The following is a 20548-nucleotide window of genomic DNA, read 5'->3' as shown; positions in this document are numbered from 1 at the left end:
TGAGCGTTAATTATAGACATCTCCCTGTAACCGTTGCGTCGATGGCGGCAGCGCAGCCATAATTTCGGACACCACCTGGGTCGGCGCTTTCGTAGCGTCAATAATGTAATGCGCCGTTTCACGGTACAGCGCGTCACGTTGCTCAAGCACTTCCTGAACCTCTTCACTCAATGGCTTTCCCGTTAAGGTCGGACGTAAATCAACGTCTGGCTCAGCCTCAAGCCGGTTAACGAGCGTCAATACCGGCGCGCAAAGATAAATCACCACGCCAACGCGGTGCATATAGCGGCGATTATATTCAGTAAGAATAATACCTCCCCCTGTCGCAATGACTGTCGAAGGCGCGGTTACCGCTTCCAGAGCCGCCGTTTCTCGGGCGCGAAACCCTTCCCAGCCCTCTTTTTCGACGATATCGGCAACGGTCATCTGTACATGGGATTGCAGCCAGCGATCGGTATCCGCAAACCGGAAACCGGTTGCCTGCGCCAGCGCCAAACCGATGGTCGTTTTCCCACAGCCCCGCGGGCCAACAAGATAAAGAGGTTGCATCATAACAGGCGTTCCCCAGGGCGCTGCAAATACGCAGGATTTGATCTCAGCAATGTCGTAATCATATCACCAAACTAGTACGACTTAAAAATGTAAAGATTAATTTACACAAATACGCTAAACTCACGATTATCGTACTATAGCAAGAATTAAAGATGAAGGAACTGTAAAAATTTCATTACACAAATTATCTTTTACGCTGAGTTTCCAGCCACCATTTATCCAGCTCGGCAGCAAAATGCTGCCGATCACGCGGCGAAAGCGTATTCGGTCCCCCTGTTTGTACGCCGCTGGCGCGTAGCGTGTCCATAAAGTCACGCATCGTCAGACGTTCGCGAATCGTGGCGTCGCTATAGCGTTCTCCACGGGGATTGAGGGCCGCAGCGCCTTTTTCCATCACTTCAGCAGCGAGTGGAATATCTGCAGTGATCACCAGATCCCCCGCTGCGCATTGCCGCACTATTTCATTATCTGCGACATCAAAGCCGGCAGCCACGCGAAGCGTACGGATAAAACGTGACGGCGGCACGCGCAATGCCTGATTCGCCACCAGAATAAGCGGTAGTTGCATCCGCTCAGCGGCGCGATACAAAATCTCTTTAATGACATTCGGACACGCGTCCGCATCCACCCAAATGGTCATAATGTCTCCCGTACTGTATGCCATTATTTATTGTCTCGCGCTTTTGTCTTTCATCAAAGTGCTGTTTCTTCTTCTGCCCGTTTTCAATCCGCGTTAAGCTAACCACTCCCCATAATCCATAAACATAGGGAGTGACGAGATGGAGAAGAAAATCGGTTTTATTGGCTGCGGTAATATGGGTAAGGCTATTCTTGGCGGACTCATTGCCAGCGGTCAGGTGCTTCCCGGTCAGATCTGGGTCTACACCCCTTCCCCCGATAAAGTTACCGCCCTGCATGACCAGTATGGTATTAATGCGGCGCAAAGCGCGCAGGAAGTTGCCCAGGTCGCGGATATTGTTTTCGGCGCGGTAAAACCGGGCATTATGATAAAGGTACTGAGTGAAATTACCTCCAGCCTGAACAAAGATTCTCTGGTTGTCTCCATCGCCGCAGGCGTAACGCTTGAACAACTTGCGCGTGCTCTGGGCCACGACCGTAAAATTATCCGCGCCATGCCGAATACGCCGTCGCTGGTTAACACCGGCATGACCTCGGTAACACCGAATGCGCTGGTGACGCCGGAGGATACGGCCGATGTACTGAATATTTTCCGTTGCTTTGGCGAAGCGGAAGTAATCGCTGAACCCATGATCCACCCGGTAGTTGGCGTGAGCGGTTCATCTCCGGCCTATGTCTTTATGTTCATCGAAGCGATGGCGGATGCCGCCGTTCTGGGCGGTATGCCGCGCGCTCAGGCGTATAAATTTGCTGCGCAGGCAGTCATGGGATCGGCGAAAATGGTACTTGAGACGGGAAAACATCCCGGAGAGCTGAAAGATATGGTGTGCTCGCCTGGCGGAACGACGATTGAAGCCGTACGCGTTCTGGAAGAACGAGGTTTCCGCGCCGCGGTAATTGAAGCGATGACGAAGTGTATGGAAAAATCAGAGGCGCTCAGTAAATCCTGATACCCGGCTGGACGTCATGCCGCCACTTCGGTGCGGTTACGTCCGGCATTCTTTGCTTTATAAAGCGCCATGTCCGCAGATTTAAGCCATTCCCGGTAATGACCGATTTGTGGCGTTAATGGCGCCACGCCCACGCTGATACGTAGTACTACCTGTGGCGCGCCAGGCAAGCGTAATGTGTTTAACCGTTCATGCACTCGCGACATGGCGGTAATCGCGCTGTCTGCCGGTGTTCCGCACATAATCACCGCAAACTCGTCGCCGCCGAAGCGCCCGATAATGTCGCTCCCGCGTAGCGTTAACTGTAACTGGCGCGTCAGAGCGATAATCGCCTCATCCCCAACATCATGCCCCCAGGTATCGTTAATGCTCTTAAAATGATCAATATCGATAATCAATAATGTCGCTTCCCGATGATGGCGTCGGCAATGATCGAACTCATCGCGTAATAAAATTTCCCAGTGCTGTCGGTTATAGACACCGGTCATGCCATCCCGGGAACTCATTGCCTGCAGTCGTCGCTTATGTTCCGCTAATTTAATGGCTGTCTGATAACTCACCCAGGCAAACAAGAGGGGATACAGCACAATAACCGGTAAAGAGAGCGTGACTTCCAGTGACGAACTCCGTGTCGCGACGGGTAACCCGGTGAGCTGCAACGTCACCAGACATGACGCCCACAAAAGCGCCATCCCGGCAAAAAACAGTCTCGGCCCACCAGCGCCCATTAAATTCATGCACATCATCATTAACAGCGCGGCAGCAGGCAACAGATTGACGCCCATTAGTGCGATCCACATACCAGCGAGAATCGCATCCGCTTTTAAATTGTAAATTTCCCGGCTTAGCGGATCGCGCGCTTTCGCTGCCAATTGCCACGCCAGATGCGGCCAGACAAAAGTCCAGCCAACCAGCAACAGCCACCATCCACCACCGAGCGGCTGCGACACTAACACAGCAGCGACCGGTAAAAACATGCCTCCTAACCCCACCGCACGCGGTAGCCGGATACGCCGGGCAAAGCGCAATCCGGAGCGTTGCTGTTCATTCTGAGAAGCTGGCGGCGCTACAGCCCGTTCGACCGCTTTTCTGTAAAAATTTTCATCATTCATTATTTTTGGGAACATTTAGAAACAATTTTCCCAAATTATAGAAACAGAGCGCATAAAGAGAGTATGAGATTTCGGGTGAACGTTTTTCGAAGCTCACCCGATAGCACTACGCCGCTTTTTTCAGGCAAGCGCTCATAAACTTGCTGCGATCGTCGCCTTTCAGCGACTGCTCCGTCGCCTGGAGATTACATTCACGCATTTTCTGTTGTTGTGGTGTCAGGCTTTTCTCACCTGGGGCTGACTTACTATTTTTCAGACAGTCACTGAGGTAAGTCTTACGTGCATCGCCTTTCAACGCCTGCGCTGTCGCCTGTTGATTACAGGTAGTCATGCGCTGCTGTTGCGGGGTTAACGGTTTCTCGGCAGCGCCGACGGTAGTTAAAAAGACCAGACCAAAAAGTAAAGTCACCAGTAATGTTATTTTCATAGCACCATCCTTTTGTCAGTGTTTACACGACACGTTGTCTCTTTGAGAAATATCTCAGAGACTTTATATAAGTCTGGCTGTTACTGGCAAAAATACCACCCGGCAGTAAAAGTATTACTACCGTACTTAATCTTTGTTTTATCGATTGACAAACTAAGGTCTCATGTGCAACTCGATTATTCGCCGTCGCACTGACATAATGAAGAAGAACACTTAGCGTTACGCTGCTATTACTATAGCCGCTTTGTTTTTATTTTTTTCATGCTTAGTGCAGGGGAAAATAAAAACAAAGCGGCTATAGTTATTTCATATAAGTAACGTTATAACAAACATTCTGTTTTAAATACGATTAGTGCCGGGGGTGTTTCAGCAACTTTTTTACATACTGGCGCAGCAATTCCGTATCGTTATCAGGAACGCTGGCATCCGGCTTTACGTCTTCAAGCGCCCCCTCTACCTGACTTATCAACTTTTGTTGCTCGCTTTGCGCCATGTTACGTAACATCGCTGTGACGATAATCTCTAACGCTTCTACCTGAGCAACCAGTTCTTTCGACTCTTCTTCTTTTTGGGCCAGCTTAAGCAACAACTCTGCTATGAGATTTTTCATGACCATATTTCCTTATTAGTTCCAGGGTGACGTTATCACTATGAAGAACCACTGCCTAGAGGTTGAAAGTACTATTTTTATGATACAGGAATAACTTTACATAAATAATTCTCACCATCACCGTAGCGAAACGTTTCTCAAACCGTAAGCGAGACGATAATAAACGATAAAAAACCAATAATCACGCTATATCATAATTTAAATTTATACCATCCATAAAGAAATTTCACTTATGGAGAATATATCTTTTTAATTTAAACCACATCGTAACGGCTGAAGGACCGTTACGATGTAAAACGACTACCCTTTCATTTTTTGCGCGTAACGCCGACGACGTAACGCCAGAGTAAGCTGACTAATGTTAATCAACACAATCGCTGCCGTGGCGATAAATACCCAGCGAAAACCGGCCATCGCTGACACCGTCGCTCCCATCAACGGCCCTACCACATTGCCCAGGTACATAAACGACTGGTTATAGCCAAAAATACGCCCGGTAATCTGGTCGCTGGAGTATTTTACTAACAACGTTTGTACGGCAGGTAGCATCGCACCATCGGCAAAGCCCAATAAGAAACGCAACAGCCCCAACTGGAACGGCGTAGTGACCCAGGACATCGCGAAGAAAAGCAACACCGCGCAGATAAGCGTGGCCATCAGAATTCTTTCGGTGCCGATTCTGTCGCCAAGTTTTCCCAGACGAGGCGCGGAGATAAGCGCGGATATACCAGGCACCGAGGCAATTAACCCGCTAAGAAAGGCGATGTTATTACTGTCTGGCATCATCGATTTAATAAACAGCGCCAGGATTGGACTGATGGAGCCATTACAAAGCTGAATGACCATTGTAGTAAAAAACAAGCTGATCACCAGCGCAGGATACGGTAACGACGCAAAAACGGCTTTGCCGCTCAGACGTTCGTTTTTTTTGATAACTGGGCGCACGCCTTCTTTAATTAAAAATAGCGTAACCAGAAAGCTCACCACCAACAGCATGGCAGTAATCAAAAAGACCGCCCGCAGACCAATATGATCCGCGACAAAACCGCCCATTAACGGCCCGCCGATGACGCCGCTAATCTGCGCGGTAGAAAGTGTACTGAGCGCCCAACCGCTGCGTTCGCGCGGTACCTGAGAGGCCACCAGCGCCATAGCATTGGGAATATAGCCTGACGTCAGGCCCATGATTCCGCGCAACAGGAAAAGCTGCCAGACATGAGTCGCGAGCGCCTGGAGCAAAATAGCAATCGCCATCCCAAGCGACGCGCGCAACAGCATCAATTTGCGCCCTTTTCGGTCAGCCAGACTGCCCCACATCGGCGATACAATGGCGGAAATCAAAAACGTAATACTAAACGTTAACCCGGACCACATTGACAAGGCTTCATGGGAAGAGACCCCTAGCTGGGAAATGTAAAGGGGTAAAAAAGGCAGGATTTGACTGATTGCCAGCCCGGTAAAAAAACAGCCAAACCAGACGGAAATGAGATTAACTTTCCAGGATTCCATAAGACTCGTAACGATAAGTAGCTGAAAATACATGCTAGCTTAGCAAGCTCACTTTTTCCTGGTGGTTCCAGAGGTGCGATACATCACATTTTGCTATTTTGTCTCCCCGTTCATCATTTTTGTGAAACATATCACATAGTACGGACGCAAAAGGCAGACGTTTATGCTTTAACGACACACGCCATAACCACGCATTCCAAGATGGAAATGGTTGGCATGGGCGGCGTTATAGTCAGGCCCAAGCCCATTGCCATAATAATGGCAGCTGGCGTTGAGCAAGGCGCGCAGCCAGGGGCCCGTCTCCTCATTCTTCCAGCCTCGCAGCACGGTAATTTTTTGGCCATTCGACAACTGAAACCCGCTAATATCCAGCGCTTGTGCACTGGCATGTTCGCTACGGCGTGCATCCGGACGGTGATAAATATTACGGCAGGCGTAGCTGCCCAGATGTTCGATTCGGGCCAGGCGCTGTTTCATCAAGGTTTTTGTTAAAGGTTTTGCCTGCTGTTCAACGAACAGCGCGGAGCTCAGCGCCAACGGGCAGGAGGCTAAAAAACTGCTACTCAATTTAACCTGACCAAAATCTCTGACGCGCACAACATGGGTTAATGGGCATTCGCCAGCGCTATCTGCAACAGGCTGTGATGAGATTATCCCCTGTTGATTGGCCGCGGTCAGGAGTTCCTGGCATTGCGCTGGTGTAAGGCGCTGTAGTTTGAAGGTCGTGATCAGGCCTGGCGGATCGGAAAGTTGTAACGGGGCAAAAGGATTATAATAAGAGGGAAGATAACGATATCCCAGTCCGCTAATGCCGCCCAGCAGCACAATAATCAGAAAACCCTTACCTTTCACACGGCCTCCTTTCTTAAATCCCTTAAGCATTATGGCAGAAGCCCGCGAAACCCGCGTTTTGTCGTGGTAATGTATACGTTTTGCATTCGATGGAATGGGTTTTTAAGATGGCGAAATTGCGGATAGGAATAGTATTTGGTGGTAAATCAGCAGAACATGAAGTGTCTTTGCAATCGGCGAAAAATATCGTTGAGGCAATAGATAAAACTCGCTTTGACGTAGTGCTATTAGGGATAGATAAAGCGGGACAGTGGCATGTTAACGATGCGGAAAATTATTTACAGAATGCCGACGATCCGGCACATATCGCGCTACGCCCTTCGGAAATGAGTCTTGCCCAGGTGCCAGGCAAACATGAGCACCAATTGATCAACGCCCAGAACGGTCAGCCGCTACCGACGGTAGATGTGATTTTCCCCATCGTCCACGGTACGTTAGGTGAAGACGGCTCATTGCAAGGCATGCTACGCGTCGCAAACTTACCGTTTGTCGGTTCAGACGTCCTGAGTTCCGCGGCCTGCATGGATAAAGACGTTGCCAAACGACTGCTGCGCGATGCAGGTCTGAATATCGCCCCGTTTATTACCCTCACCCGAACGAATCGTCACGCGTTTAGTTTTGCCGAGGTTGAATCCCGTCTGGGCCTGCCGCTGTTCGTTAAACCTGCCAACCAGGGATCTTCGGTCGGTGTCAGTAAAGTCGCCAATGAAGCGCAGTACCATCAGGCGGTCGCGCTGGCCTTCGAATTCGATCATAAAGTTGTAGTCGAACAAGGGATCGCTGGCCGCGAGATCGAATGCGCCGTATTAGGTAACGATCGCCCGCAGGCCAGTACCTGTGGTGAAATCGTGCTGAATAGCGAATTTTACGCCTACGATACTAAATACATTGATGATAATGGCGCTCAGGTTGTGGTACCGGCGCAAATACCTTCCGAGGTGAACGACAAGATCCGCGCGATCGCGATTCAGGCTTATCAGACGCTGGGCTGCGCAGGTATGGCGCGTGTCGATGTCTTTTTAACGGCAGATAATGAGGTGGTGATCAACGAGATCAATACGCTGCCTGGTTTTACCAATATCAGCATGTATCCAAAACTCTGGCAGGCGAGCGGACTGAGTTATACTGATTTGATCAGCCGCCTGATTGAACTGGCGCTGGAACGCCATACGGCGGATAACGCCTTAAAAAGGACGATGTAATACTGTATGCCCGATAACGAAACATTTATCGGGCGTCTTTTGCCTCGTCATCGCTACGCCGACGAATAATGAGCCCCGCCAGCCAAAAGCTGATAATCCACGTTACCAGCCCTACGCCGTAGGTTTGCCACCCCTTCGCCTCAAACCCCAGCAATCCCACCACGCCGTTCAAAATAAAGATTAACCCAATAGCGAAGGCATAATAGTGCCAGTCACGACGAATTTTTACAGGCAAATGCATAACGACTCCGACGTATTAATCATAGCAAAGGCGCATTTTTACATACTTCTTGCGAACGGTCTGTGGAGGATACGGAATTTCTTAAATGTTAATTAATTTTGATTAAGGTGAATGTTTTGTGACAACTAACAAAAATTTACGTTGTGGATACATTCCTGATGTGAAATTACCATGATTCTGATATTGACAAACGCAATGACCTGTCAGACTTCACAGTAAGCCGATGGCATAACGCCAGATCGTAACCGATCACCCTGGAGGTCTTTATGGCTGATTTCACTCTCTCAAAATCGCTGTTCAGCGGAAAATATCGAGAAACCTCCTCTACGCCTGGAAATATTGCTTACGCCGTTTTTGTACTGTTTTGTTTCTGGGCCGGGGCACAACTTTTAAACCTGTTGGTTCATGCCCCTGGCATCTATGAACATCTGATGCAGGTGCAAAATACAGGTCGACCACGCGTAGAGATTGGACTGGGCGTCGGGACAATTTTTGGACTGGTGCCCTTTCTGACAGGCTGTCTGATTTTTGGCGTTATCGCCGCATTTTTACGTTGGCGCCACCGCCACCAGTAAACGTGAGCGCGCTGAAGAGGCTCCCCTTCGGCGCGTCCTCTATCGCCCCATACACCGGGCCCGTCGTTCATCAACCCGTTTAGCAAACCAGGCCGTTGTCAGCTTACGTGTAATCTTCGGGCTTTCCAGTTGAATGCCGGGCAGTATTTCACGCGGCAATGTCCTGCCCGTTTTGGCGTCAGCCAGCTTATAGACGTCCCTGTAGAGCGCTGTTTTTTCGAAATCCAGACTATCGCCTTTCTCCAGTTGGCGGCGGATCTCGCGTTCATTCATTCCCAACTGTGCAGCCAGTTTGCGCGTGGCTAACTCCGTTTTGCCGGGCGCTTTGCTGTCGTAACGAATCAGATCGCCATCCAGCGCCAGTTTTACACCACTGGCTTTACTGACGGCATTCTGGAACGCTGCATTACGACTGGCATACCACCCGGCATTGAAGTCGGCGAAGCGGAAAATCGGCGCGCTGTAATTCGCCGGATAATTGAGTAAATGATATGTCCCAAACCACAGCCCGCCACGGCGTGTAAAGACCTCCTGACGTACCGTACCCGCCATTTTCCACGGATAGCCTTTAGCGTGCTGTTCAGCGAAGGCGATACTGACCTGCATAGGGCCGCCGGTATGTACCGGGTTGTAAGAGCCAAACAGAGTCTGTCCCATAGGAACCATATTGATAAAATCGTCAAAAATGGCGCTAAGCTGTTTTTCGGTTCTTACTGTATCCAGTCGTTCGCTATAACTTTTCCCGGTGGGGGAATTCATTTTCAGCGCGGTATGCACAACAAACCGTGGGATATGCAGCCGTTCAGCGCGGCGATCAATTTCCTGCCAGGCTATTTTATTCAGCCCCGGTACGACGGGATCTGCCTGATAACCAGATTCCTGCTGCGCAACCGCCAGCACCGAACAGACATTTTCTACCGTCGGTGCCAGCCCCTGGCTCTTAAACGTTGTGGCGATATCTTTCGCCCAGGCGTCCCGGTCTTTAACGCTGGCTGGCATTTTCTGGCGTACTATGCTTGCAACGTCGACAGGCTTCTCGCCCTGATTCACTGGCTGCCGGGATTGACTACTACAGCCAGCCAGTAGTGCGACTGCCAAAAAAGACACTGGATAAAGACGGGACGCCGCCGGCATAACGTTTCCTTCTGTTAGCTAAAAGAGTGAGTCACTTCCTGAGCCGGCTGTCCATCCAGCTGGCGCTCAAAACTACGCAAACGCTTATAAATGGACATCAGTTCCACCAGTGTTGTCCAGGAGTTAATCAGATACTGGAATGAACCACGCACCTGGCCAAACACGTTAGTGATTTGCGTCATCAGACCCAGTGTAATCGTACCGGCAACAATGGAAGGAAACAGCAGGAACAAACCGAAAACGTTATCAACCTGCAGATAGAGAATACGTGCAATGTTGAAGTACATATAGTGAAAATAGAGACGGAAATAGTTACGGCGCACCGCGCTAAACAGTTCACGCACAGTTGGCGGCGTGGCGCGGCTGGCGTCATCTTCACCGTAAACCAGTTCCTTACGATAGGCTGCTTCTACGCGCTGGTTTTTAAATTCCAGCCCCGGCAATTTAATCCCGACGACCGCCAGCAGACCCGTTCCCATTAATGACCAGACAATAGCGGCAATAACCAGACCATAAGGGATGTGTCCCACAACGGGTAAATCCGGCACATGCGCTGACAGGGTAACCAATACAGGCAAAAAGGCGATGAGTGTCATAATGGCATTGATAAAACTCACGCCCATATCCTCAAGCGTAGAGGCAAAACGCATGGTATCTTCCTGCACACGCTGGGCAGCCCCTTCGATATGGCGTAAATACTGCCAGTGCGCCATATAGTGCTCGTTCATTGCGGTACGCCAGCGAAAGACATAGTGACTGACAAAGAAATTATTTAACACGCCGATCACCACCGCGATAAGCGCAATACCGAGAAAAACGCCCACCTCATAATAGAATTGACCAATAGTCACCTTATGCGGCGAGCTGAGCGCGGTCTGGATCAAATCATAGAATGGTGCGTACCAGGCGTTAACCGCGACGCCAACCTCCACCAAAAACCAGGTGACAAAAATAATGAGCGAGGTGCCAAGTATCGACCAGTACTGCCAACGGTGCGGGCTATAGATGAACCAGAACGTTGCGAATAAACCGACACAAATCAGGTAATAAGCATAAAAAATCAGATAGTCCAGCGACCAGAATCGTGCTGCGCTGATGGGGATCTTATCGGACGCACCGACAAGCCGCGCAACCCACGCTCCCCCTCCCACCTGCCAGAAAATGACAGCGACCAGCGCCCAAACAAACGCCGAAATGAAAAACGGCCCTGGCTTTGGGAAAAAAGATTTAAACATTATGCACTCCTGCTAACTTCTTATCTTTATGACGGCGGCTGTGACAACTGCAATATCAAGCCATGCCCAGGAAAATGAAAGGGCTAAACCAGGCATTGTGACCTACGTTGCGGCGGTTAGTTCGCATGTCAGCCCAACAGAATTGTTTCGACGAGTTTCATACCGGGCGGATAGGCTGACGCTATCAGATTATCACATGCGCTATATCACAAAAGTAAACATTATCCTTCATGCCAAACGTTACGTTTTACTCGCCGTTACGTTTTCTCAGTAACTTTTTTCTCTTTAACACTTTGCAATGTGCCGCCGGGTAGTATAAATACGCATAACTACCGTTATTTCATTTATGGACATTACCGTTGAAACGTAGTCTGCTTTTTACTGCCACGCTGTTAACGGCGTCATGTACTTCTGTCCAGGCGGCTCAGCCGATTGCCGATCCCGTTTTTGCCTCTGACATTGTTGATCGCTACGCCGAGCATATCTTTTATGGCAGCGGTGCCACAGGTATGGCTCTGGTGGTGATCGACGGCAATCAACGTGTGTTTCGTAGTTTCGGTGAAACCCGGCCAGGTAATAATGTTCGTCCACAGCTTGATTCAGTCATTCGTATCGCCTCTCTCACCAAGTTGATGACCAGCGAGATGTTGGTGAAACTGCTCGATCAAGGCACGGTAAAATTAAACGATCCTCTCAGCAAATATGCGCCCCCCGGCGCACATGTCCCGACGTATAAAGGTACACCAATTACACTGGTCAATTTAGCCACCCATACCAGCGCACTACCGCGAGAGCAACCCGGCGGAGCGCCACATCGCCCGGTATTTGTCTGGCCCACTCGTGAACAGCGCTGGAGCTGGATCTCTACTGCAACCTTAAAAGTGGCGCCTGGCTCGCAGGCGGCCTATTCCAATCTGGCGTTCGACCTGTTAGCCGACGCGCTGTCGACCGCATCCGGCAGGCCTTATACGCAACTGTTTGAAGAGAATATTACCCGTCCGCTGGGAATGAAAGACACCACGTTTACTCCGTCTCCCGATCAGTGTAAGCGCCTGATGGTGGCGGAGAAAGGCGCCAGCCCCTGTAATAATACTCTGGCTGCCATCGGCAGCGGCGGCGTCTACTCTACGCCGGGAGATATGATGCGCTGGATGCAACAGTATCTGTCGTCGGATTTCAATCATCGCAGCCGACAGGCCGATCGAATGCAAACACTAATTTATCAACGCGCACAACTAAAAAAAATGGTCGGGATGGACGTACCGGGTAAAGCAGACGCGCTCGGTCTGGGCTGGGTCTATATGGCACCTAAAGATGGACGTCCAGGCATTATCCAGAAAACAGGAGGCGGTGGTGGTTTTATTACCTATATGGCGATGATCCCGCAATATAATATTGGTGCCTTTGTCGTCGTCACTCGTTCTCCCCTCACGCGATTTACTAATATGAGTGACGGTATTAACGATCTGGTTAGCGAGTTAAACGGTAATAAACCGATAGCTATTCCCACGTCCTGAGTTATCGTCGCTCATCGTATACCAAACGAGGCGCACTACTTTTTAATATTCAGAGGGCAAACGGTTAATACTGACCAGTTTGCCTTTGTTCATTTCAATATAATTTCCCTTACGCAGGGCCGCGAGAACTTCTGCCACTACCGATCGTGATACACGCGTTCGTTGATGAATATAATTCATGACACCAATACGAGAACGAAGTTCTTCATCCCATTCAATCATTGTTATTAACGTGGCCCGAATTTGGTCGTAAGAATTATTGCCAATAAGTTGCCTGTCACGAAGTTCCAGGACCTGATTTTTCCATGCCAGCCAACAAAAGGCTTCACGCCACAGCTGATGTTGTTCAATGATGGAGAGGGTTTGTGACGACGCAAGGCGATAGCCAATGCAGCCACTTTCCGCAATTAATTTATATTGTGACTCTTTTTTTGCCAGCCCATCAGCCAGGCCAAAAATAAAGGGAGCCTGCACAATACCGATAAGAACCTTATCTCCACGGATCAACGAAACCACACCGTCTAAAATAACAAAAGTATGGGTGTTACTCTCTTCAGACGAACAGATAATTTCTTTATCATTAACAAACTCGAAACGAGCCCCCTGCTTAGAAAGGTATTTATCAAGTATGCTAAATTCCTGCAGAGGTTTACTTAAAGATAACATATGCATTCCTTGCAATAATGCCCGTCAAATCCTTGACGGGCATTTCCCGTTTAAATTACCTTTATTTCTCCTGAGAGAAAATAATTACCAGGTATATTTAACACCAACGTTTGCAGACCAGTCTTGATCAACATCACCGCCGCCGAGGTAGTTAGCATCGGTATAGGCGCTGAAGTTCTTCGTGAAGCTGAACTGAGTACCCAGGCCAACACGTACCGCAGAACCTTCTACGCCGTTGTCGATAGAATCGCCATTTACGTCAGCATCGTTGTTGGAGTCGTCGTAAACATAAGCCAGTTTGAAGTACGGTGTCAGCGCCTGATCTTCGCTGTAAGTGAAGGTATAACCGGCATCTACACCCAGTTCATAACGCATACTGTCATAAGACTGACCATCAACTTTCATGTCGTTGCTCAGCTGGTAGTCATCACCAGACTGGAACAGACCAGATACACTGCCGTACGGAGTCAGGTAACCTGCATCACCCAGTTTCCAGTCGTAGCCCAGTTTCAGACCGAAGCCCCAGGCATCTGAAGAGGTGTTGCCATCAACGTAATCGCCGTTGCTCATGTTAGCAGACAGATCGTTGTTGAAGTGAGAGTAGCTCAAGTTACCGTCAACAAAGATATTGTTTGCGAAGCGAGCAGAAGAGTAGAGGTAGGCAGACTGGCTGTCTTGATCCACCTGGCCGGTACGATCGCTCAGATCTCCCTTCGCGAAGCCCGCTGCTGCACCAACGACCCACTTAGCGTTGTTACCGTCAACTTTAGTATCAACACCGACCATGATGCCGTTGACATCCTGATCATAGTTAATAGTGCCGTTGTCGCCGTTAAAGTTACCACCGAAGTAGCTTACCCATGCACCGCCGTTATCCGCCAGGCCATGACGAGCGTTGGTCAGACGAGTGCCAACAGTGTCTTGCTCCAGGTTCCAGATATTCGTGTTCGCAGAAGGAATACTCAACGCCATGTTAGCGTAGTCGGTCAGTTCCATCTGTTCCAGAACGACAGTGTTGCCTTCCTGCTTAGCCTGATAGGTGTAAGCCCCCAGGTCAGCTTTATTTGCAGCGGAGAAGGTTGCATTGGTATTTACGTCGTTGACATAAATCAGCTCGTTGCCTTTGTAATCCGCAACGGAACCTGCGCCAGTGGCGTTGTCGATACGCACTTTGTAGTTACCGGTTGCCGCGACAACATTGTCAACAGAGCTGTTATCCAGTTCGTCGCCGTTGTTGATATCGCCGTTACCGTTGATAGTCAGGTGACCATCAGAGTTCATCGCGATAGTACCGTAACCGTAGTTAGCCTGGGTGGTATCCCAGGTACGGTCGTTCACCAGATCGGCATTCAGAACATAATCGCTGCTATGGATGTTGAATACACCAGAAACAACATGGCCAGAGTTATCAGCAACATTACCGCTGGTCAGTTCCAGGGTATCGGTGTTGAATGCTTCAGTATCAAACTGATCGACATTAACATCCAATACACCACCGTTAGTTACAGTGATGGTATTAGCATACAGATTAGAGTAAGTACCCCAGCCAGTAGACGTATCCAGGTTAACCGTACTGTAGGTGTTAATGGTCAGGTGATCAGTATCTACGTAACCACCTTCACCGATGTTCATTGAAGAACCATTATTTAAATCAACAGTATCTGCTGTTACATCAGAATCAGAAACATTCACCTGGGAACCATTGTTAACCGTCAATGTATCAACAAGAGAATCCCCAACAGTATCCCACTCAGAACCGTTGTTTAATACAACGTTAAACACGCCACTCTGGAAGACTTGATTGCCAACGACACGGCCCCACGCATTCGCCTCCGTGGTTGCTCCCGGAGTCAAGCTATTGGCTGCAACATCAAACATATTAGCCGGAGCAATAACCTCAGCATTAATCGTAGCCTGACCCACCCACTTACTGCCATTATCAAGAGTGAGATTCAGTTCATCAACGTTCAGGCTATCATCAGCCCAGCCATGGTTGGTATCAGCAATACCATCACCATTGGTGTCATCGCCAGTAGCATTGAAGTTAGCATTCCAGGTACTGGTGAAATCGACATCACCCATCAGCGTAGAATTGCTGAAATAGACATTGTTCTTCATTGCATAGTCTGAAGCAGCACTATCCGTGAAAGACAACGCGTTGTCACCAGGTCCGGTATAATCGCCAGGCTCATCAGAATTACCGAAGGAAGCTGTATTACTTTCCAGAATGAAATCTGAACCGGAGGTTACGGTAGAATCATAAACATTGATATTGTTATCCCAGGTATGGGATTCTGTCGTGTAAGTGTCGTTGTAAGTATTTCCCTGAGACAGGGCAATACCGGCAACGCGGGAGTTGTGGGAAATATTGATGTTACTTTCCACATCAAGATTCACCGCCACGCCTTCACTGACATCAAATGTTTCATTGGTGTATTTGGTTACATCACCGTCCTTATAGGAATCAGTGAAGTAAAACGCTTCATAATCATCATCAATAGTGGAATTAGCAATGTTCAGCGTGAATACATCGCCATCATACCAATTGTTATCAACAACGGTATCATTGTAGAAATTATAGCCAACCAGACCATTTCCATCCATATCAGCCCGATCATAATAACCGCCAGGTAACATAGATGTAATTGAGCCATGAATAACTGAGTTACTAATATTCAACTCATTACTGGTTGCGTCATTATAATCATGATTCAGGTAATAAGTAGAAATCGTACCGTTAACCGTGTCGCCGTTAAACGACTGGTCGAAATCACCATTGGCGTTATTGTAGTAAACGAAACCACTATAGTTTACATAGTTACCATCAACGGTACCCGCAGCATCCATATTATCCCAGTCAAGTGCGGTAGTAGGATTGTCGTAATAAGTCCAGGTATCGTAAGTGGCAGCATTCGCCTGAGAAGTGATTGCCAGAGTGCAAGCCAATGCTAATTGTGAGACTACAAGTTTCTTTTTCCAGGAGTGCATTTGTCATCCCTCCTCAGGGACGTAATATCGTTGATCCATCAATTATCAATGCATGAAAACATATATATGTTTAGCGAGGACGATTATGCGGCGGCATCGCTAAAAGGTTCAATTATTCTTTACCCACTGTCCGGATCCGGACGTGAATAAAACACACTTCACAAAATAGACAAAAGTCGTTAAAACACCTTGAACTTCAATTTGTTGCCAGAAAAACCAAAAGCAAAACACATATAAAAATAATATATTTAACAGAAACACAAAATGAATACAAATAATAGCCAGAGCTGATAATACTTAAAAATAAATTAAATAAAACTAAAAGCAACGCCAAATTAATTTCTCCGAAAAATACTTCATACCTTAAAATATTAATTCCGGGTATATAAAACGGTGGCATTTTCTCCCGGCGCTGGCGGTGCGTTAAGGACAGTTTTCGTAAAACATTCCCGGCCGAATTCAGGTATACTGGCACCTTCAATTCCACAAACATCAGGCAAACCATGACAGACCTTATCCATCGCCCTCGTCGCCTGCGCAAATCTGCCGCGCTGCGCGCTATGTTTGAAGAGACAACACTCAGTCTGAACGACCTGGTGTTGCCGATCTTTGTTGAAGAAGAACTCGACGACTACCAGGCCATCGACGCCATGCCCGGTGTGATGCGTATTCCGGAAAAACAGCTGGCGCGGGAAATTGAACGTATCGCCAACGCTGGTATTCGTTCTGTTATGACCTTCGGCATTTCTCACCATACCGATGACACTGGCAGCGATGCCTGGAAAGAAGATGGCCTGGTGGCGAGAATGTCCCGCATCTGTAAGCAAACCGTGCCGGAGATGATTGTCATGTCCGATACCTGTTTCTGCGAGTACACCTCGCACGGTCACTGCGGCGTCCTGTGCGAACATGGCGTTGATAACGATGCGACGCTGGCCAACCTCGGCAAGCAGGCCGTTGTTGCAGCAGCGGCTGGCGCAGATTTTATCGCGCCTTCTGCGGCGATGGATGGACAAGTCCAGGCCATTCGTCAGGCGCTGGACGCCGCTGGTTTTACCGATACGGCCATCATGTCCTACTCCACTAAATTTGCGTCTTCTTTTTATGGTCCTTTCCGTGAGGCAGCAGGGACGGCGTTGAAAGGCGATCGCAAAACCTATCAGATGAACCCGATGAACCGTCGTGAAGCGATTCGCGAATCTCTACTCGACGAAGCGCAAGGCGCAGACTGTCTGATGGTTAAACCCGCAGGCGCCTATCTGGATGTGCTGCGTGAAATCCGCGAGCGCACGGAGTTGCCGATTGGCGCTTATCAGGTGAGCGGCGAATACGCCATGATTAAATTTGCCGCTATGGCTGGCGCCATTGACGAAGAAAAAGTCGTGCTGGAAAGTCTGGGCTCAATTAAACGCGCCGGTGCCGATGTGATTTTTAGTTACTTCGCGCTGGATCTGGCTGAGAAGAAAATTCTGCGTTAATTACTCCTTCTTTTGCCGGATGGCGTGCGCTATCCGGCACACTCTCCCCCGGTAACAAACCTCTTGTCGGGCCTACTGGCGTTGTGCTTTTAACCCGGCAATGTCCGCAGGTGTCGTTCGACAGCATCCACCCATTAAGCGTGCGCCCGCAGCCCACCACTGCGGCAAATGATCCGCCAACCGTGCGCAAGTCTCGCCGTGGTGGCGCCAGACTTTACTGGCCACGTCATACTGCTCGCCAGAATTAGGATAAACTACCAGCGGCAGCGTTGTTAAGCCGTATAAATGCTGTAACGCAGCGGTGGCGTTTTCCAGTGCGATACAGTTAATGCCAATGGCAACCACCTGGGGATAATGGTTCAGACACGCCGTCACCTCCAGCAACGGTGTACCATCGCTCAGATGTTTGCTGTCACGCAGGGTGAACGAGAACCACGCCCTGGCGCGCGGGTACGCGGTTAACAGTTCTGCCAGCGCCTGAATCTCCACGAAATTCGGCAACGTTTCACAGGCCAGCAGATCGGCCCCGGCATCCAGTAGCGCCTCCACGCGCGGGCGGTGAAACGCCTGAAATTGTTCCGGCGTACGCGCATAATCGCCACGGTACTCCGACCCGTCGGCAAGAAATGCGCCATAAGGTCCGATCGATCCGGCGATCAGCAAAGTGCCCGCCTGTGGGTTTTCCGCCAGATACGCTTCGCGCGCCTTGCGTGCTAGCTCCACGCTCTTGCCAATCAGCGATGTTGCCTGCGCCTTACTCAGACCGCGCGCCGCTAACCCATCCGGAGTCGCCTGATAGCTGGCGGTAATCACACACTGCGCCCCGGCCCGAAAATAGTCCAGATGGACATCACGAATCAACGCCGGTTTCTCAAGTAGTACTTTCGCGGACCACAGGCTATCGCTGAGATCGCAGCCCCGCGCTTCCAGCTCCGTCGCCATCGCGCCATCCAGCAACAGAAAGTCATGCTTTTCGAGTAGGGCGCTTAATGGATTATTCTGCGGCATATGATGACTCCTGATATTGATTTCCTGGCTGGAGAAGGAAGTAAACACCATAATATAGCGTCGTAAATGGTAAACCGTACCACAGCGCAATGGCGAAAAACCTTTCACGGTGTGGCATCATAGCGACCGGATAACGTTGGAATCAGGGGATGAATGTGAAACCGGTAACGCTCTACGATGTCGCAGCCCATGCAGGCGTCTCTTATCAGACCGTCTCACGCGTCGTAAACCAGGCCAGCCACGTTTCGGCCAAAACACGCGAGAAAGTCGAAACGGCAATGGCAGCGCTGAATTACATCCCCAACCGCGTCGCGCAACAGTTGGCTGGAAAGCAATCGCCGCTGATTGGCGTCGCCACCAGCAATCTGGCGCTACATGCCCCCTCACAGATTGTCGCTGCCATCAAATCCCGCGCCGACCAGTCCACAGCCAGCGTGGTGATTGCTATGGTTGAACAGACAGGGGTCGAGGCCTGTAAAGCGGCAATACACAACCTGCTCGCTCAGCGCGTAACGGGGTTGATTATTAACTTTCCGCTGGATGAAGTTGATGCCGTCACCGTAGCGGCCTCCTGCGGCGCGGTGCCGGCGCTATTTCTTGACGTCTCTGACCAGACGCCGGTGAATCGTATCATTTTTTCCCACGATGACGGCGCGCGTTTAGGCGTCGAGCATCTGGTCCACCACGGTCATACCCAAATTGCTTTACTGGCGGGCCCCCACTCTTCTGTATCAGCCCGCCTGCGTCATGCCGGGTGGCATAAGTATCTGGCGCAGTACCGGTTGCAGCCGCTAGTTGAGAGGGAAGGCGACTGGAGCGCGATGTCAGGCTTTCAGCAAACCATGCAAATGCTCAATGGCGGTACGATCCCCAGCGCCATACTTGTCGCCAACGATCAGATGGCATTGGGCGCCATGCGTGCGATTAGCGAGTTCGGTCTGCGGGTCGCCGCGGATATCTCGGTGATTGGCTACGATGATACCGAAGACAGCGCCTGCTACATTCCACCGCTGACCACTCTCCGACAAGACTTTCGCCGGTTGGGCGAAAGCAGCGTCGACAGGCTTATGCAGCTCTCGCGGGGCGAAATAAGCGAGCCTGACACGCTGCTGCCGGTCACGCTGGTGGAACGCCAAACCGTGCAGCGCCCCGCAGCCGGGAGCGCATCTGCACAAGCGCTCGCCGACTCGCTCATGCAACTGGCGCGGCAGGTTGCACGGTTAACACCAGGCAAATAAACGCTACATGAGCGGAGTGGGATTCTCTGATTAGGACGCTAAATTTAGCTAAGAGTATTACCTAATCCCGGCTTTCATAAAGGGACGGCCATGGCTGCGCTCTTTTTTACCGAGTCTTCCCACGTATAACGCTCTCATTTCTTTCATCTGCGATATGCCCAACAAACGCTATACGATTCATATCAGGGAAATAGACAATTCGCGAGTAAAATACTGCTGAAAGCCAGCCTTCACCCGGCACGGGATGTGGTAAACGTCCATGATGAGACCACCATAAGTTGCACAGGCGCACTTACGCCTCTCATCGTCAGGAATTTTTACCTAAATACCGCGCGTAGACTCATATCATTCCCGTGCGCTCCTGCCTGATTTATATGTACTGTTAAGAAGGAAAGCGAGCCCGACATGTTCAGGTGCGATTTTTAGTAGCAAATGATGGAGCTCATCAATTGTTATTCGTCCTATCAGAAATCTGCCGATTAAGATCAGAAGTTTCAATTAATGTGATTTATTTCAGGAGAGAGCCGTTTTATCTATTTTTATAATCAATCTATCTGGCCAGACAAACTTTTTTATAACAAATCGATAAGTTAAAAAAAATCTGCCATAACGACA

The 20548-nt window shown here is 49.6% G+C and carries 19 protein-coding genes and 1 pseudogene; 6 read left to right on the top strand and 14 right to left on the bottom strand.

The window, feature by feature from the left end:
• Positions 1 to 6: 6 nt before the first annotated feature.
• Together aroL and SBG_RS01785 are read right to left on the bottom strand one after the other, a co-directional pair.
• Positions 7 to 552, bottom strand: coding sequence for a shikimate kinase AroL (aroL, locus tag SBG_RS01790; protein WP_000983563.1), 546 nt, complete (start codon positions 550 to 552; stop codon positions 7 to 9).
• 184 nt (positions 553 to 736) lie between these two features.
• Positions 737 to 1192 carry a YaiI/YqxD family protein gene (locus SBG_RS01785; RefSeq protein WP_000158132.1) on the bottom strand — a complete coding sequence of 152 codons (456 nt, stop codon included), beginning with the start codon at positions 1190 to 1192 and terminating at the stop codon, positions 737 to 739.
• A gap of 139 nt (positions 1193 to 1331) precedes the next feature.
• Between SBG_RS01785 and proC the strand changes: the two genes are divergently transcribed.
• A complete protein-coding gene (gene proC / locus SBG_RS01780) occupies positions 1332 to 2141 on the top strand; it encodes a pyrroline-5-carboxylate reductase (protein ID WP_000412199.1) in 810 nt (269 codons plus the stop codon).
• 14 nt (positions 2142 to 2155) lie between these two features.
• Here the strand turns inward: proC and adrA are convergent, their stop codons facing one another.
• The 5 genes from adrA to SBG_RS01755 all read right to left on the bottom strand — a co-directional run bounded on the left by adrA (position 2156) and on the right by SBG_RS01755 (position 6681).
• On the bottom strand, positions 2156 to 3268 hold the full coding sequence (adrA, locus tag SBG_RS01775; protein ID WP_000484104.1) for a diguanylate cyclase AdrA: 1113 nt from the start codon (positions 3266 to 3268) through the stop codon (positions 2156 to 2158).
• A 91-nt stretch (positions 3269 to 3359) separates the two neighbouring features.
• Positions 3360 to 3680 carry a phosphate starvation-inducible protein PsiF gene (psiF, locus tag SBG_RS01770; protein WP_000705168.1) on the bottom strand — a complete coding sequence of 107 codons (321 nt, stop codon included), beginning with the start codon at positions 3678 to 3680 and terminating at the stop codon, positions 3360 to 3362.
• 349 nt (positions 3681 to 4029) lie between these two features.
• Positions 4030 to 4290 carry an anti-adapter protein IraP gene (gene iraP / locus SBG_RS01765; protein WP_013991379.1) on the bottom strand — a complete coding sequence of 87 codons (261 nt, stop codon included), beginning with the start codon at positions 4288 to 4290 and terminating at the stop codon, positions 4030 to 4032.
• A gap of 300 nt (positions 4291 to 4590) precedes the next feature.
• On the bottom strand, positions 4591 to 5799 hold the full coding sequence (locus tag SBG_RS01760) for a multidrug efflux MFS transporter (protein WP_013991378.1): 1209 nt from the start codon (positions 5797 to 5799) through the stop codon (positions 4591 to 4593).
• A gap of 168 nt (positions 5800 to 5967) precedes the next feature.
• Entirely contained in the window at positions 5968 to 6681 is a 714-nt protein-coding gene (locus SBG_RS01755) for an extensin-like domain-containing protein (RefSeq protein ID WP_000911640.1), read from the bottom strand.
• Positions 6682 to 6758: 77 nt separating this feature from the next.
• On the opposite strand from SBG_RS01755, the gene ddlA reads away from it, so the two are divergent.
• Positions 6759 to 7853, top strand: coding sequence for a D-alanine--D-alanine ligase (gene ddlA, locus SBG_RS01750; RefSeq protein ID WP_001096579.1), 1095 nt, complete (start codon positions 6759 to 6761; stop codon positions 7851 to 7853).
• 25 nt (positions 7854 to 7878) lie between these two features.
• On the opposite strand, the gene SBG_RS01745 is transcribed toward ddlA, so the two are convergent.
• Positions 7879 to 8094: a DUF2754 family protein gene (locus SBG_RS01745; protein ID WP_000550606.1), complete on the bottom strand. Its 216-nt coding sequence runs from the start codon at positions 8092 to 8094 to the stop codon at positions 7879 to 7881.
• 266 nt (positions 8095 to 8360) lie between these two features.
• On the opposite strand from SBG_RS01745, the gene SBG_RS01740 reads away from it, so the two are divergent.
• Complete coding sequence (locus SBG_RS01740; protein ID WP_000763142.1) at positions 8361 to 8669, top strand: YaiY family protein; 309 nt, start codon at positions 8361 to 8363, stop codon at positions 8667 to 8669.
• Between the two features lie 39 nt (positions 8670 to 8708).
• Here SBG_RS01740 and SBG_RS01735 read toward each other — a convergent pair whose 3' ends face one another.
• Entirely contained in the window at positions 8709 to 9803 is a 1095-nt protein-coding gene (locus tag SBG_RS01735; protein WP_001110469.1) for a DUF1615 domain-containing protein, read from the bottom strand.
• 14 nt (positions 9804 to 9817) lie between these two features.
• Entirely contained in the window at positions 9818 to 11038 is a 1221-nt protein-coding gene (gene sbmA, locus SBG_RS01730; protein ID WP_000477014.1) for a peptide antibiotic transporter SbmA, read from the bottom strand.
• Positions 11039 to 11397: 359 nt separating this feature from the next.
• On the opposite strand from sbmA, the gene ampH reads away from it, so the two are divergent.
• Positions 11398 to 12555 (top strand): D-alanyl-D-alanine-carboxypeptidase/endopeptidase AmpH, encoded by a 1158-nt coding sequence (gene ampH, locus SBG_RS01725; RefSeq protein WP_000830790.1) that lies wholly within the window; start codon positions 11398 to 11400, stop codon positions 12553 to 12555.
• A gap of 42 nt (positions 12556 to 12597) precedes the next feature.
• Here the strand turns inward: ampH and iprA are convergent, their stop codons facing one another.
• Positions 12598 to 13221: a hydrogen peroxide resistance inhibitor IprA gene (gene iprA / locus SBG_RS01720; protein ID WP_000950237.1), complete on the bottom strand. Its 624-nt coding sequence runs from the start codon at positions 13219 to 13221 to the stop codon at positions 12598 to 12600.
• A gap of 84 nt (positions 13222 to 13305) precedes the next feature.
• Positions 13306 to 16209 carry an autotransporter outer membrane beta-barrel domain-containing protein gene (locus SBG_RS01715; RefSeq protein ID WP_000556494.1) on the bottom strand — a complete coding sequence of 968 codons (2904 nt, stop codon included), beginning with the start codon at positions 16207 to 16209 and terminating at the stop codon, positions 13306 to 13308.
• 503 nt (positions 16210 to 16712) lie between these two features.
• Between SBG_RS01715 and hemB the strand changes: the two genes are divergently transcribed.
• On the top strand, positions 16713 to 17687 hold the full coding sequence (gene hemB, locus SBG_RS01705; RefSeq protein WP_000130732.1) for a porphobilinogen synthase: 975 nt from the start codon (positions 16713 to 16715) through the stop codon (positions 17685 to 17687).
• Positions 17688 to 17759: 72 nt separating this feature from the next.
• Here hemB and mmuM read toward each other — a convergent pair whose 3' ends face one another.
• Positions 17760 to 18695: a homocysteine S-methyltransferase gene (gene mmuM, locus SBG_RS01700; protein WP_001135927.1), complete on the bottom strand. Its 936-nt coding sequence runs from the start codon at positions 18693 to 18695 to the stop codon at positions 17760 to 17762.
• A 149-nt stretch (positions 18696 to 18844) separates the two neighbouring features.
• On the opposite strand from mmuM, the gene SBG_RS01695 reads away from it, so the two are divergent.
• A complete protein-coding gene (locus tag SBG_RS01695) occupies positions 18845 to 19933 on the top strand; it encodes a LacI family DNA-binding transcriptional regulator (RefSeq protein ID WP_001101346.1) in 1089 nt (362 codons plus the stop codon).
• Positions 19934 to 19990: 57 nt separating this feature from the next.
• Here the strand turns inward: SBG_RS01695 and SBG_RS23005 are convergent.
• Positions 19991 to 20401 (bottom strand): annotated as a pseudogene (locus SBG_RS23005) (LEM-3-like GIY-YIG domain-containing protein); the annotation flags it as partial.
• Between the last annotated feature and the right edge of the window lie 147 nt (positions 20402 to 20548).

Origin of the sequence: Salmonella bongori NCTC 12419 (assembly GCF_000252995.1) — a bacterium.
Taxonomy (GTDB): domain Bacteria; phylum Pseudomonadota; class Gammaproteobacteria; order Enterobacterales; family Enterobacteriaceae; genus Salmonella; species Salmonella bongori.
This window is presented reverse-complemented; position numbering and strand designations above follow the sequence as displayed.